This window comes from Haloparvum alkalitolerans, assembly GCF_050122995.1.
Taxonomy (GTDB): domain Archaea; phylum Halobacteriota; class Halobacteria; order Halobacteriales; family Haloferacaceae; genus Haloparvum; species Haloparvum alkalitolerans.
In genome coordinates, this window is record NZ_JBNLIA010000004.1 from 133,646 (window position 1) to 146,637 (window position 12,992).

14 protein-coding genes and 1 tRNA gene are annotated in these 12,992 nt (G+C 68.3%); 9 read left to right on the top strand and 6 right to left on the bottom strand.

Annotation, left to right across the window (positions count from 1 at the left end; all coding sequences use genetic code 11):
• Nucleotides 1-86 precede the first annotated feature (86 nt).
• The 3 genes from sucC (at nt 87) to ACQE3L_RS06350 (ending at nt 2,534) form a co-directional block, all read left to right on the top strand.
• Nucleotides 87-1,232, top strand: a complete 1,146-nt coding sequence (gene sucC / locus ACQE3L_RS06340; RefSeq protein ID WP_426962924.1) for an ADP-forming succinate--CoA ligase subunit beta — start codon at nt 87-89, stop codon at nt 1,230-1,232.
• Complete coding sequence (sucD, locus tag ACQE3L_RS06345; RefSeq protein WP_426962926.1) at nt 1,229-2,098, top strand: succinate--CoA ligase subunit alpha; 870 nt, start codon at nt 1,229-1,231, stop codon at nt 2,096-2,098. Before sucC ends, sucD begins: the two co-directional genes overlap by 4 nt.
• 127 nt (nt 2,099-2,225) lie before the next feature.
• The gene (locus tag ACQE3L_RS06350; RefSeq protein WP_426962927.1) at nt 2,226-2,534 is read left to right on the top strand and encodes a DUF8119 family protein; all 309 of its coding nucleotides are present in this window, start codon (nt 2,226-2,228) and stop codon (nt 2,532-2,534) included.
• A 30-nt stretch (nt 2,535-2,564) separates the two neighbouring features.
• Here the strand turns inward: ACQE3L_RS06350 and ACQE3L_RS06355 are convergent, their stop codons facing one another.
• From ACQE3L_RS06355 to ACQE3L_RS06365, 3 genes are all read right to left on the bottom strand, one after another.
• Nucleotides 2,565-3,920 carry a hypothetical protein gene (locus ACQE3L_RS06355; RefSeq protein WP_426962928.1) on the bottom strand — a complete coding sequence of 452 codons (1,356 nt, stop codon included), beginning with the start codon at nt 3,918-3,920 and terminating at the stop codon, nt 2,565-2,567.
• Between the two features lie 78 nt (nt 3,921-3,998).
• Nucleotides 3,999-5,159, bottom strand: coding sequence for a hypothetical protein (locus tag ACQE3L_RS06360; protein WP_426962929.1), 1,161 nt, complete (start codon nt 5,157-5,159; stop codon nt 3,999-4,001).
• Between the two features lie 93 nt (nt 5,160-5,252).
• Nucleotides 5,253-6,254: a C-terminal binding protein gene (locus tag ACQE3L_RS06365; protein ID WP_426962930.1), complete on the bottom strand. Its 1,002-nt coding sequence runs from the start codon at nt 6,252-6,254 to the stop codon at nt 5,253-5,255.
• 275 nt (nt 6,255-6,529) lie between these two features.
• On the opposite strand from ACQE3L_RS06365, the gene ACQE3L_RS06370 reads away from it, so the two are divergent.
• Nucleotides 6,530-7,414, top strand: coding sequence for a hypothetical protein (locus ACQE3L_RS06370; RefSeq protein ID WP_426962931.1), 885 nt, complete (start codon nt 6,530-6,532; stop codon nt 7,412-7,414).
• 240 nt (nt 7,415-7,654) lie between these two features.
• Here ACQE3L_RS06370 and ACQE3L_RS06375 read toward each other — a convergent pair.
• Nucleotides 7,655-7,729: transfer RNA gene (locus tag ACQE3L_RS06375), tRNA-Val, on the bottom strand.
• A gap of 152 nt (nt 7,730-7,881) precedes the next feature.
• Here ACQE3L_RS06375 and ACQE3L_RS06380 point away from each other — a divergent pair.
• The gene (locus ACQE3L_RS06380) at nt 7,882-8,400 is read left to right on the top strand and encodes a hypothetical protein (RefSeq protein WP_426962932.1); all 519 of its coding nucleotides are present in this window, start codon (nt 7,882-7,884) and stop codon (nt 8,398-8,400) included.
• Nucleotides 8,401-8,436: 36 nt separating this feature from the next.
• Here the strand turns inward: ACQE3L_RS06380 and ACQE3L_RS06385 are convergent, their stop codons facing one another.
• Both ACQE3L_RS06385 and ACQE3L_RS06390 read right to left on the bottom strand, forming a co-directional pair.
• Complete coding sequence (locus tag ACQE3L_RS06385) at nt 8,437-8,718, bottom strand: DUF7553 family protein (RefSeq protein ID WP_426962933.1); 282 nt, start codon at nt 8,716-8,718, stop codon at nt 8,437-8,439.
• Nucleotides 8,719-8,797: 79 nt separating this feature from the next.
• The gene (locus ACQE3L_RS06390; RefSeq protein ID WP_426962934.1) at nt 8,798-10,066 is read right to left on the bottom strand and encodes a CaiB/BaiF CoA transferase family protein; all 1,269 of its coding nucleotides are present in this window, start codon (nt 10,064-10,066) and stop codon (nt 8,798-8,800) included.
• Nucleotides 10,067-10,220: 154 nt separating this feature from the next.
• Between ACQE3L_RS06390 and ACQE3L_RS06395 the strand changes: the two genes are divergently transcribed.
• From ACQE3L_RS06395 to ACQE3L_RS06410, 4 genes are all read left to right on the top strand, one after another.
• Nucleotides 10,221-11,015 (top strand): SDR family oxidoreductase, encoded by a 795-nt coding sequence (locus ACQE3L_RS06395; protein ID WP_426962935.1) that lies wholly within the window; start codon nt 10,221-10,223, stop codon nt 11,013-11,015.
• A gap of 67 nt (nt 11,016-11,082) precedes the next feature.
• Nucleotides 11,083-11,316: a hypothetical protein gene (locus ACQE3L_RS06400; RefSeq protein WP_426962937.1), complete on the top strand. Its 234-nt coding sequence runs from the start codon at nt 11,083-11,085 to the stop codon at nt 11,314-11,316.
• A 197-nt stretch (nt 11,317-11,513) separates the two neighbouring features.
• The gene (locus tag ACQE3L_RS06405; RefSeq protein ID WP_426962938.1) at nt 11,514-11,861 is read left to right on the top strand and encodes a cupin domain-containing protein; all 348 of its coding nucleotides are present in this window, start codon (nt 11,514-11,516) and stop codon (nt 11,859-11,861) included.
• Entirely contained in the window at nt 11,861-12,700 is an 840-nt protein-coding gene (locus ACQE3L_RS06410) for a fumarylacetoacetate hydrolase family protein (protein ID WP_426962939.1), read from the top strand. Before ACQE3L_RS06405 ends, ACQE3L_RS06410 begins: the two co-directional genes overlap by 1 nt.
• Nucleotides 12,701-12,992: the final 292 nt, after the last annotated feature.

The window sequence follows — 12,992 nt, forward strand, 5'->3', positions numbered from 1 at the left end:
CGGCGCCATCCGCCGGGGAGTGTGTGGATCCCCCTCGCGGCGAATAACTGGTTTTAAGCGCCCGTCGGACGCCCCTTTACACGCTAATGAAGCTCCACGAATATCAGGCGAAGGATATCTTCGCCGACGCCGGGATCCCGGTCCCGGAGTCCCGGCTCGCCGGGAGCGTCGACGAGGTGCTCGACGCGGTCGACGAGATCGGGTACCCGGCGGCCGTGAAGGCACAGGTGCATGTCGGCGGACGCGGGAAGGCCGGCGGCATCAAGATCGCCGGCGACCGCGACGAGGCGGAGCAGTACGCCGAGGAGATCCTCGGCATGGACCTCAAGGGCTACACCGTCGACAAGGTGCTCGTCGAGGCGGGCGTCGACTTCGTCGACGAGCTGTACGTCGGCGTGACGATGGACCGCGGCGAGGGCAAGCCCGTGCTGATGGTCTCGACTGAGGGCGGCGTCGACATCGAGGAGGTCGCCGAGGAGAACCCCGACGCCATCGCGCGCGAGCACGTCGACCCCGCGTTCGGCCTGCACCCCTACCAGGCCCGGAAGGTGGTCTACGAGGCGGGCGTCGACGCGGACGTGGCGCTGGACGTGGCGTCGATCCTCTCGACGCTGTACGACCTCTACGAGGACAGCGACGCCTCGGAGATCGAGGTCAACCCCGTCATGATCACGAGCGACCGCGACGTGGTCGCCGCGGACGCCGTGATGAACATCGACGAGGACGCGCTGTTCCGCCAGCCCGAACTCGCCGAGATGGCCGAGGAGTCCTACGAGGACGACCTCGAGCGCAAGGCCGGCGAGTACGGCTTCGACTACGTCCGCCTGTCGGGCAACGTCGGCATCATCGGTAACGGCGCGGGCCTCGTGATGACGACGCTCGACCTGGTGGACTACTACGGCGGGTCGCCGGCGAACTTCCTCGACATCGGCGGCGGCGCCAAGGCCGAGCGCGTCGCGAACGCGCTCGACATGGTGTTCTCCGACGAGAACGTCGACGCGGTCGTCTTCAACATCTTCGGCGGGATCACCCGCGGCGACGAGGTCGCCAAGGGGATCAACGAGGCGCTCGAACAGTTCGACGAGATCCCGAAGAAGGTCGTCGTCCGCCTCGCCGGCACCAACGCCGAGGAGGGGATGGAGATCCTGAACACGGACCTCGTGCAGGTCGAGAAGACGCTGGAGGACGCCGTCCAGCGTGCGGTCGAGAACGCACAGGAGGTGACCCAATGAGCATTTTCGTCGACGACGACACGCGCGTCGTGGTACAGGGAATCACCGGCGGTGAGGGCAAGTTCCACGCCGGGCAGATGATCGAGTACGGGACGAACGTCGTCGCGGGCGCGGTGCCCGGCAAGGGCGGTCAGGAGGTCGCCGGCGTCCCCGTCTACGACACCGTCGACGAGGCGGTCGAGGCGGAGAACGCCGACGCGTCCGTCATCTTCGTGCCGCCGGCGTTCGCCGCGGACGCCATCTTCGAGTCGCTCGATACGGATCTCGACCTCGCGGTCGCCATCACGGAGGGCATCCCGACGCAGGACATGGCCAAGGTGAACAAGCGCCTCGGCGAGACCGACACGCGCCTGCTCGGGCCGAACTGCCCCGGCATCATCACGCCTGGCGAGGCGAAGCTCGGCATCCTGCCGGGCAACATCTTCGCGGACGGGAACGTCGGGCTCGTCTCCCGCTCGGGGACGCTCACCTACCAGGTCGTCGACAGCCTCACCAGCCGCGGCATCGGCCAGACGACCGCGGTCGGTATCGGCGGCGACCCGATCATCGGCACCTCCTTCGTCGACGCGCTCGAGGCGTTCGAGGCCGACGCCGAGACCGACGCGGTCGTCATGTGCGGCGAGATCGGCGGCGAGGACGAGGAGCAGGCCGCCCGCTTCATCGGCGAGCACATGGACACGCCCGTCGCGGGCTTCATCGCGGGCCGCACCGCGCCGCCGGGCAAGCGCATGGGTCACGCCGGCGCCATCGTCTCCGGCTCCGGCACCGGCACCGCCGAGTCGAAGATCAACGCGCTGAACGACGCGGGCGTCCCGGTCGGCGACACTCCCGAAGAGGTCGCGGACCACATCGAGGACTTCCTGTAGCGCGGACCGACATCGGTCAGGTCTCGGGCCGCCGCCCGGGACCGAACCACCGGTCGGCGGTCGCGACCCTCGCCGACGCGTCGGACCGCCGCGGTGACCTTTTTGAGACGGCGTCCGAAGCCCGCCCATGAGCGGCGACGACACGCGTTCGGAGGCCGCCCCCGCCGTTCCGGAGGTCGACGGGGAGGGATCGGCGCCGGTCGACGACCGGCCCTTCGTCGCCTCGCGCCGGAAGCGACTTCTGGGGTTCCTCCGACACAACCGCGACCGGCTGATCGTCGACGCGGCGCTGCTGCTGGCGTGGATCGTCGCGAGCGCGTCGCTGTTCGGTCGGCTCGGACTCCCGCAGTGGCTCCACTACCTCGTCCTGCTCGTCGGGGTCGGCGCGTACGCGCTCGCCACGCCGACGTGGGAGCGCCCGTACCGGAGCGGCTGACCCCCGATGGTCGGCCGGAACCGACCCGATTCAGACGAACCGCAGCAGCGGTAGCACCAGCGTTGCCAGCCAGAGAAGGACCCCGAGCCGGAGGTGCCGCGACGGGTCGGGGTCGACGCGCTCCGGCCACGAGGCGCCGACGGCGAGGAAGCCGAGCGCGACCGATAGCCCGGCGCGGTGGATCAGCGCGTCGAGGGGAAGCACCGTGACGCCGAGATACGTGTAGTCCAGGAGCACCGCGGTGAGGAAGCCGACCGACGCAGCCGAGAAGGCGAGCGGCCGGTCGAGTTGGCGCGACAGCAGGTAGGTGACGGCGGGGATGCCGGCGAAGACGACCGGGTAGAACGCCGCGGCGATGAGCTTCGGGGGGAGCGGCGTCGTCCGCTCGAGCCCGACCGACCCGAACCGCACGAACAGGAACGTGGCCACGATCGCGGCCGCGAGGGTCAGCGCGCGCCGCACGTCCCTGCCGACGGCGGCGTCCGCTCGCTCGACGAGGTCCAGCCGCCGGCCGCCGAGTGCGAGGCCGACGATCAGGACCGCCGTCGCGGTCGCCCCGCCGATCGGGGACCCGTCCGCGCGGTCGGCTGCGTCGGCGCCGATCGCCGCGGGCGCGGAGCCGCTGGCCGGAGGCTCCCGGCCGAGTTCGACCACGGTCGCCCAGCCGTCGGCGTCCGACCCGCCCTCGTTGGCGAGGTAGGTCCGGTAGACGTCCGAGACGAACCACCGGCCCATGAACTCGCGCTCGACGGAGGACTGCGACTCCTCGACGCTGCCGACCGTGTGTCTGAGCCGGAACCAGTCCCAGTGCTCGCGGTGGGCCTGCATCGCGGTCCACTCCTCGTCGGGGTCCGGGGCGGTGTACGCCCGGATGTGGTGGCGCGCCCCGAGGTAGTCGCCGTCGTGCAGCTGGTAGCTCTCGAGGAGCCACTGTCCCTCGTCGAGCCGTTCACCCGGGCCGACGACGTAGGTCAGCCGCGTCGAGCCCGTGGCCTGGCCCCAGGCGGTCGCGGTGCCGTTCGGTCGGACGTACCCCTCGCCGACCCCCTCGTCCTCGAAGTCGCCCCGCGTCTCGTTCCAGTCCCCGCGGCTCGACCGCTCCAGGTGCCGACGTGTCGCGTCCACGTCGCCCTTGACGATCAGGTTCAGCGGGAGCGTGCGCGTTTCGAACGCCCGCGCACGGCTCGTGTAGGGCCACACCGCCGTCCGGTCGCCCGTCCCGGCCTCGCCGTGGACGACGTGGAAGGGGGGCTCCGTCGCCGCGTCGCTCGGGTCGTCCGCGCCGCCGCCCGCGGCTCCCGGAAGCATCGCGGGGCCGACCGCACCGACTGCGAGCACGACGAACAGGAGTGCGACCGCCGTCGACGGGCGGGGAGTGCTCGGCATCGTTGCAGGGTGTGAGGGGCGGTCCGATAAAGGTCTGTCCGCGCGCTCGCCCGCGGAGCGGAACCTCCGAGTCCCGGGTCAGCGCTCGGCGAGGACCCAGGGCTTCTCGTCCGGGTCGTAATCGGCCATCGCTCTCCCGTGGCTCCGCGTCTCGGGCGCGAGCACGCCGACGTGTTTCAGCTGCTGGACGAAGTTGAAGAGGACGTTTGTGCGCACCACGTCCGCCCACACGTCCCGGTCCTCGTACAGCCGCGCCGTCTCGCCCCGCTCGATGAGGGTTCGGGCGCGTTCGCGGCCGCGGGCGGTACAGACGGTGCCGAGGAAGACGTTCGGGTACTCGCGGACCAGCCGCTCCAGCAGGTCGAGGAAGTGGGCGCGCGGCCCCTCCTTCCGGAGCGCCTCGAGCAGCAGTCCGAACTCCGGGTGGCGCGTGAAGCAGTTCCGCAGCAGCACCGCGAGCGGCTCGTGGACCGCGGCGACGGTGCTGCCCCGCGTCTCGTCCTTCCGGAGTCGCAGGTCGTCGAGGTCCTCGACCCCGTACCCGCGCAGGACGGTCGCCGCGAGGTCGCCCTGGTCGGTGTGGTCGTGCGGCGTCGCCGTCGTCAGCAGGCCGAGCGCCCGCGCGCCCGCGACCGCCGCGTCGCCGGCGCCGAAGCCGTACTCCTCGGCGAGCACGTCGCCGAGTTCGTCGCGGTGGAGGGGGCCGTGTCGGTCGACGGCGACGACCGGCGCGAGGTAGTTGAGCGGTTGGGCGAGGCTGAGCGTCGTCACGTCGCCGCCGAACTCCGCGCCGCCGGCGCGCAGCGACAGCTGGCCGCGAACGTCGGCCACCTCCGCGGTCGACTCCGCGGCCGGCGGGTCACGCCACGCCGCGACGCCCCCGTCGTCGACGCCGATGGTGCCGACGCCCTTCGCGTGCAGCAGGTCGGCGTGGCCCTCGACCGCGGTCGCCTCCGCCGCGAGGTAGGAGACGTGCGCGCCGCGCTGGTAGGTGAGCGCCTGCCCCATCCCGCGGAGGAGCCCCTCGTCGCCTTTCACCTCGACCGCGAACACGCGGTCGGTCTCCGTGAACCCGAGCACGTCGGGATACCGGCCGCGGATGGTGATCCGGTGCTGCTCGGCGCGGTCGAGCACGTCCGCGTACGTCTCCGCGTGCGCCTCCGGCACGTGGACGAGCGGGTCGTAGTTCCGCTCCTCGAGCTCCGTGAGCACGCCCGAGAACACCGCCGCCTCGTTCATGGGTCGAGCTCGAGGCCCGGGGACAAGAACCTACCCTCGCGGCGCGGAGACCGGGAGCGACCGCGCGGCGCTCGACGCGGTCCCACGCGCCCCTCACTCGCTCCACGCGTCGCGTTCGGGGTTGACGAGCCCCTCGCCCCGCTGGAACACCTCGGGATTGACCACGTTCCGGAGGTGCTCGCCGGTCAGCGCGCGGACGATCTCCTCGCGGCCGATGGCGACGCAGCGCTCGTTCGCGCGCGGCGACATTCCGCCGTGGTGCGGCGAGCAGACGATCCGGTCGCACGCGAGCGCGGGCGTGTCCGTCGGCGGTTCCGTCTCGAAGACGTCCAGCCCGGCGGCGTAGATCGCCCCCTCCTCGACCGCCTCGACCAGCGCCGCCTCGTCGACGATGGGCCCGCGGGCGGTGTTGACGAGCACGGCGTCCGCGGCCATGCGCTCGAACTCCGGCGTCGAGAACAGCCCTCGCGTCTCCGCGGTGAGCGGCGCGTGGATCGAGACGCACGCCGCGCGGTCGAGCAGGTCCGCGAAGGTGACGCGCTCGACGCCGAACGCCTCGAACACGTCGTCGTCGACGTAGGGGTCGTACGCGATCACGTCCATGTCCAGTCCGCGGGCCATCGGCACCGCGGCGCGGCCGATCCGCCCGAAGCCGACGATCCCGAACGTCCGGCCGTACATCGGGTTGATCGGCCGGCGCTCCCCCCACCCCTCGGACTCGCGCACGTCGCGGTCGGCGTGGACGATCTCGTGCGCGGCCGCGTGCATCAGCGCGATCGCGTGGCTCGCCACGTCGTCGTTCCCGTACCCCGGCACGTTCGAGACGGGGATCCCGTGCTCGCTCGCGGCCGCCACGTCCACGTTGTCGAACCCCGCGCCGTTGCGCATGATCAGCCGGCAGTCGCCCATCGCCTCGATCGCCGCCCGCGAGATCGGCGCCTTGAACGTCACCACCACGTCCGCGTCCCGACAGGCCGCGACCACCTCCGCCTCCGTCTCCGCCTCGACCGCGACGAGTTCGCCCCCCGCCGCCTCGACCGCCTCGCGGTAGGGTTCCTGATCCGTGAATCGCCGATCCGTGAGTACGACGCGCATGGGTAGGTGGTCGTCGGTGACGGCTTATAGGCTTGTGAGGCGGGGAGTTTGAAGGGTATCTCATCAGTACATGCTGGGTGCATAACTCACCACTCAGAACTACCATAACCAGTGTGCTACTGTGAAGTGAGCCTAGACCAATCTCCGGCAATGTTCTGGCAGAAGAGAAGTCCGAGTCATAGTTTACCCGCTTACGGATCTATGAGTCCGTTTCAAATATCAAACCCAATACCATTAAACCTATTACGAGATACGCCTCTCAACTCAGGCGAATAATGATCCTTCCTTGGTGGGCGATTCTAACTACCGGTATAGCGATTTTAGTCTTGGTAATTCTATTCCTAGGTCTCCGATTGATATTCAATTCAACGCAGGAAGCAGCGGTCAAAACCTTCACTATTCTGTTTATCGCTATACTCTTTCCGCTTGGGTGGATTACGAAATCCGTCAAACTTGTCGGTCGTATTTTTCCAGTCTCAGAGTGGAGTACGACCGCTTTTGAATACTATCCGGGAATCTGGTTTGGTGAAAAGGTACGTGCGGATTTTGTGGATCGAGGAGAACAATATCTCAACAGTGAGGTCGTGCAACTTGAAAAAGAAAGAGATGAGAAGCAGTTACGAGACTATATTGAGAAGACGCACGAGGTTTCGGGCAGATTAATATCGAATGGGGAGGCCGTGTTTGCATTTTCTATCGCAATTGCAGGAGTATTCTCAGGAACACCAGGGTACGTAATGGCTGCACTTTCAGTTGGATTACTGATAATCGTCGCAGCGAGGTTAACGACCATGGAGTCGCTTCTATACGATATTCCCAAATCGGGAGTAGGTGTGAATCGACTCGAAATGATTCTTGCATGGAACGAAGGGATAGTGAACAACGATTTCCTTCTCAGGAATGTTCTTATTCTTCGGATTATGTATGATGTTGATGGGCGATTGTACGAGCATTATTTATATAGTGTGATGGACAAGTCCGTTGCCGGAGTCAACATGAGTAAGAAAGGTACTGTTCACAATCTTCTCCGGCCATTCATTACGATTCTTGAAGCAAGAATGAGAGATGTAAGCCCCAGAGAACTGAGTAATGAGAAATACGGTGAAAACGTTCTGGAGAACCTCAGGACAGCATCTATTGATGATTCCGAGTCAAACTGACAATATCTCCGTGGATCTTCTCTCTCTTGACCCGGAATGAAGGATTGGCGCATTGAGGTGGCGACTTCTAGTCTCAATACTCTAAAATCTGTCAGGCCAGCAGAGGTCCTTACTGACGAAGCACCACAGACAGTGGGATAAAGTGCGTGAGGCGTCCAACAGTCTCCTAGGGACCGGAAATGCGGAAGAACCTCTGTACTCCGGAGGGGAGCGTTTCTTAGAGAAAGGGTGTTTAAGTTATGGGTTGGGGCGGATTCGAACCGCCGGCCTGCTCCGTGTGAAGGAGCCGTCATAACCGGGCTAGACCACCAACCCGCGTGCATCACTTCGTACCCGAGGCCGAGACTTAAGGGTTACTTTGTCGTGGGACAGATCGTGACGTCGGAGTCCGCCGACGACCCCGAGGCCGAGACTTAAGGGTTACTTCTCGCGGGGGACTGAAGGGCGCGGCCGTCCATCGGTCACGCATGACCCACGAACTGGAGTTCGCGGAGCGGGCGCGGCAGGCGGTCGCGGGCCTGCTCCACGCGCCGCTGTCGCTCGTCGGCCTCTACGCTGAGCGGGCGACGCCGCGGGATCAGTACGCCTGCACGCTCGCGATGCCGCACGAGGAGGTCGAGGCGCTGCTCCACCGCCTCGGCTTCGTCCGCAACCTGCTCTCCTCGCTGAAGTACCGCGCGTACGCCACGGACCCGGAGGTGACCGAGGCGAGTTGGGCGTGGTACCCCGAGGGCGCGCTGTGGAGCGACCACCAGCTTCACCTCGCGCTGTACGTCGGCCCCGACCGCGACACGACCGACGTGTACGCGCACTGGGAGCCGTCGTGGATCCGCCACCCGATCCGCCACTATCGGGCGGAGTCGGTCGACGCGGCGGAGGGCATCCGCCGGTTCAGAACCCTCCTCCGCGAGAACGAGGTCCCGTTCGACGTCCGCGGGGTGGACGAGCGCTACGGCCCCGACGCGGCGGCCGGGACTCGGGAGTGAGACGCGGGCGGGTCGCCGCGGCGGGGCGGTCGCGGATTACTCGCCGTCCGCGTCCGCGGACTCGCCGCGACCGCGGTAGTTGTCGAGCTTCTCGCGCGCGCTCGCGACCGCCTCGCGGGCCTCGCCCTCCGCGCGCTGCTCGAGCTCCTTCAGGTCGGCCATGATGGCGTCCACGCGGGAGGGCTCCGGCTCCTCCTCGTCGCCCACGATGTCGCGGACGCGCTGCTCGACCGGCTCCAGCTCCTCTTTCACGCCCTCCTTGGCGTGCTCGACCGCTCGTCCGAGGTAGTACCGCGCGTCTTCGAAGTGCTTGCTCATACCTGTCCTCTGGGCGGCAACAGATATAGCCCTTGTGGCGGGTCGCCGCCGCCTTCCCGGGAGGTGGGCGGAGGTCCCGCTACTCCTCGGGGATGGCCCCGCGCTCGCGGAGGTCCGCGAGGTCGGCGTCCCGGTAGCCGAACTCCCGGAGGACCGTCTCGGTGTGCTCGCCCAGCAGCGGGGGATGCTGGCGGTAGGTCGCGGGCGTCCGCGAGAACTTCATCGGCGATCCCGGCATCGTCACGCTGCCCGCGGTCGGGTGGTCCATCTCCACGCGCATCCCCCGCGCCTCGATCTGTGGGTCCGCGAACAGCTCCGCCATGTCGCGGACGTGGCTCGCGGGCACGTCGTGCGCCTCCAACGTCTCCACCGCCTCGGCGGTCGTCCACTCCGCGAACGCCGCGTCGAGCGCCGCGTCCAGCGCCTCGCGGTTCCGCACGCGGTCCGCGTTTGTCGCGAAGCGCTCGTCGGCCAGCAGGTCCGGGCGGTCCAGCGCCTCGCAGAGCCGCTCCCAGAAGGCGTTCGACGTACACGCGACGACGACGTAGCCGTCCGCGGTCTCGAACGCCTGGTACGGCGCGATGGTCGGGTGCTTGCTCCCCATCCGGCCCGGCGGGTCGCCCGAGGCGAAGTAGTTGGTCGCCATGTAGCTCATCCACGCCGCCTGCCCGTCGAGCAGGCTCACGTCGACCTTCTGGCCCGTCCCGTCGCCCAACTCGCGCTCTAAAAGCGCCGCGAGGATCGCCTGCGTGGCGTACATCCCCGCGCCGACGTCCGCGAGCGCGACGCCCACGCGGACGGGCGCGCCCCCCTCGACGCCCGTGATCGACATCAGGCCGCCCCGCGCCTGCATCATGATGTCGTAGGCGGGCTTGTCGCGGTCGGGCCCCCACTCGCCGTACCCCGAGATGCCGCAGTAGACGAGGCCGGGGTTCTCCGCCGCGAGGTCGGGGTAGTCGAGGCCCCAGTCGGCCATCTTGCCGACGCGGAAGTTCTCCACGAGCACGTCCGCCTCGCTCGCGAGGTCGCGGAACACCTCGCGGCCCGCCTCGCTCGCGAGGTTCAACTCGACCGAGCGCTTGTTCCGGTTGACGCTGACGTAGTAGGCGCTCTCGCCGGGATCGTCCGCGTCGGCTCCCGCCCGCCCGTCGGCCGCGTCGAACGTCGGGGGGTACCAGTCCCGCGTCTGGTCGCCCGTCCCCGGTCGCTCGACCTTGATCACGTCCGCGCCGAGATCGCCCAGCTGCATCGTACAGAACGGCCCCACCAGCACGCGCGAGGCGTCGAGCACCGTCACGCCCGAGAGCGGCCCCTCGTCCGTCTCCGGATCGCGGGCCTCACCGACCATCGTGGCTCACCATGGTCGGGGATTTCGCCCGGCCGGCCAAAGCCTTTCGCCGAGAGATCGACCGCGGGCGCCAGCGCCACACAAAAGCGTTCGGAACGCGGCGGCGGCCGGCCCCAGCGACAACGGTTATGCCACACGCGGCGAATGACGCCGTATGGACCTACAGATCGACGGGAACGTCGCGCTCACGACCGCATCGAGCAGCGGACTCGGCTTCGCCTCCGCGCAGGCGCTCGTCCGCGAGGGCGTCAACGTCGTCATCAACGGTCGCGACGAGGACCGACTCGCGGACGCCGCCGCGGACCTCCGCGCGGAGGCCGCCGGCGACGCGACCGTCCACCCCGTACAGGGCGACCTCACCGACCCGGACGACATCCAGCGACTCGTCGACGAGACGCTCGAGGAGTTCGGCCGACTCGACCACCTCGTCACGTCCGCGGGCGGCCCGCCCTCGGGCCCGTTCCTCGAAACGGACGACGAGGACTGGGAGAACGCGTACGAACTGCTCGTGATGAGCGTCGTCCGCCTCACCCGCGCGGCCGCCGATCCCCTGCAGGAGGGCGACGGCGGCACCATCGTCAACATCACCTCCCGCTCCGTGAAGGAGGCCATCGACGGGCTCGTCCTCTCGAACTCCGTGCGCATGAGCGTCATCGGGCTGGAGAAGACGCTCTCGCAGGAGCTCGCGCCCGACGTACGCGCCAACGCCGTCCTCCCCGGTCCCCACGAGACGAGCCGCATCGAGGACCTCGTGAACGCCGCCGTCGAGCGCGGGGAGTACGACTCCTACGAGGAGGGGCTCCAGGAGTGGGCGAACAACCCCCTCGACCGCATCGGCGACCCCATCGAACTCGGGAACACGGTCGCGTTCCTCTCCTCGCCGAAGTCCGGCTTCATCACCGGGCAGTCCGTCGTCATCGACGGCGGCGCCGGCAACGCAAACCTCTGAGCGGCGGTTCCGGTCGAAATCGGTGAGGGATAGCCACGCCTTTCCGTGTGGTCTGGAACGAAGTCCCATGGGAATTCTCGATGCGTTCGGTTCGTTAGCCAGTGCGCTCGTCGCAGGATTCGTCATGCTCGCGTTCGCGATCTTGAGCCTGTTCATCACGGTGTTCGTCGTGGACGTCGCCGCGTCGATCGCCGGGTTGAGCCCGGACGACGGCTTCGTCGTGCTCGGAGCGACCGTCCTCGCCGGAACGGCGATCCTCGCGGGCGGCGTCGGCTTCGCGAACCCCGAGACCCAGACGTAAGCCGGCACCCGTACCGACGATCGTTCTTCGTACCCTCCTCCGATTCCGTCCGTCCCCGCCGAGCCGCGTGGCTCTTTCCGACGTTTTTGATCGGTCCATCGGACGTTCGCTATCGTGACCGCCGGTTTATCCGATCGACCGCGGCGAGGAACCCGGGCGACCGCAACCGCTTTTGTCGCCACACGCCACCACCCTGCATGGATCATGTGTCGTTCGACGACGCCGAGACGTACGAACCGGACGAGGGCTGGCAGCGGGCCGCGCTCGCAGGCAGCGACCGCTTCTCCTTCGAGTGGTTCGAGAAGCCGCCGGGCCACTCCTCGCCGATGCACGACCACGAGAACGAGCAGGTCTGCGTCTGTCTGGAGGGGGAGCTGACGGTTCACACCGAGACGGAGACCGTCACGCTCGCCGCCTACGACTCCGTCCACCTCGACGCGTGGGAGTCCCACCGCGTCGAGAACGCGGGCGACGAGCGCGCGGTCGGGCTGGACGTGTTCGCGCCCGGCCGCGGCTTCGAGTTCTGGACCGACCGGGAGGAGTGATGTCCGGCGAGACACACCGGATCGCCCGGACGGTCGAGGGGCGGCCCCTCCTCGGAAACGCCGAGGGGTTCGCTCCGCTCTCCGCGGCCGACTACTCCGCGGACGCGACGACGACCGACGCCCTCGCGGCCGCCGCGACCGGTGACCTACCTCCGATGTCGGCGCTCCCCGCGAGGCCCCGCCCGACTGAGCACGTCCGGTTCGCGGCGCCGTTCGACCCCGGAAAGCTCTGGGGGATCGGGCTCAACTACGCCGACCACGCGGCGGATCTGGACGAGGTCCGGCCCGAGGAGCCGGCGAGCTTTCTGAAACCCGCGACGACGGTCACCGCCCCCGGTGGTCCGATCCGACTCCCGCCGCGGGACGTCTCCGACCGCGTCACCGCCGAGGCGGAACTCGGCGTGGTCATCGGCCGCACCTGCAAGGGCGTCGACGAGGCCGACTTCGCGGACGTGGTCGCGGGGTTCGTCCCGGTCATCGACATGACCGCCGAGGACATCCTCCAGCGCAACCCCCGGTTCCTCACGCGCGCGAAGAGCTTCGACTCCTTCCTCGTCGTCGGCCCGTGGGTGTCCGCGCCCGCGAGCGTCGACCGACTGGCCGAGACGACCGTCCGCACGGTGATCAACGACGAGGTGATCGCCGAGAACACGCTCGACCGGATGCTGTTCTCGCCGCCGGAACTCGTCTCGTTTCACTCCGAGGTGATGACGCTGGAGCCCGGCGACCTGATCAACACCGGCACGCCGGGCGCAGGCGTCATCGAGGACGGGGACACCGTCCGCGCCGAAGTCGACGGCGTCGGCGTCCTCGAGGCCGACGTCGTCCGCGAGTCGTAGAGGTCTCACACCTCCTGCGGAGCTTCTCCGACCGGACCTTCTGTCGGCGGAGCGAGCGTCAGCCACCGATTCTGTATCGCACTATGTCGTTTATCTGATCGGCGGCGGTCGGCGGATCCGGACGATTCTCGGCGAGTTCGTCGGAGATCCTCCGAAATCGGGTCCGATCGACGGCGCGAGAGGAACGGTTGAGCCGCGGCGCACGGGACAGCGCACCCTGCCCGCCTACGTAGCGCCCCGTACCGAGACGCGTGCCGCGGTCGCCGGGAGGTGGACGCTCGTCCTCCGACCG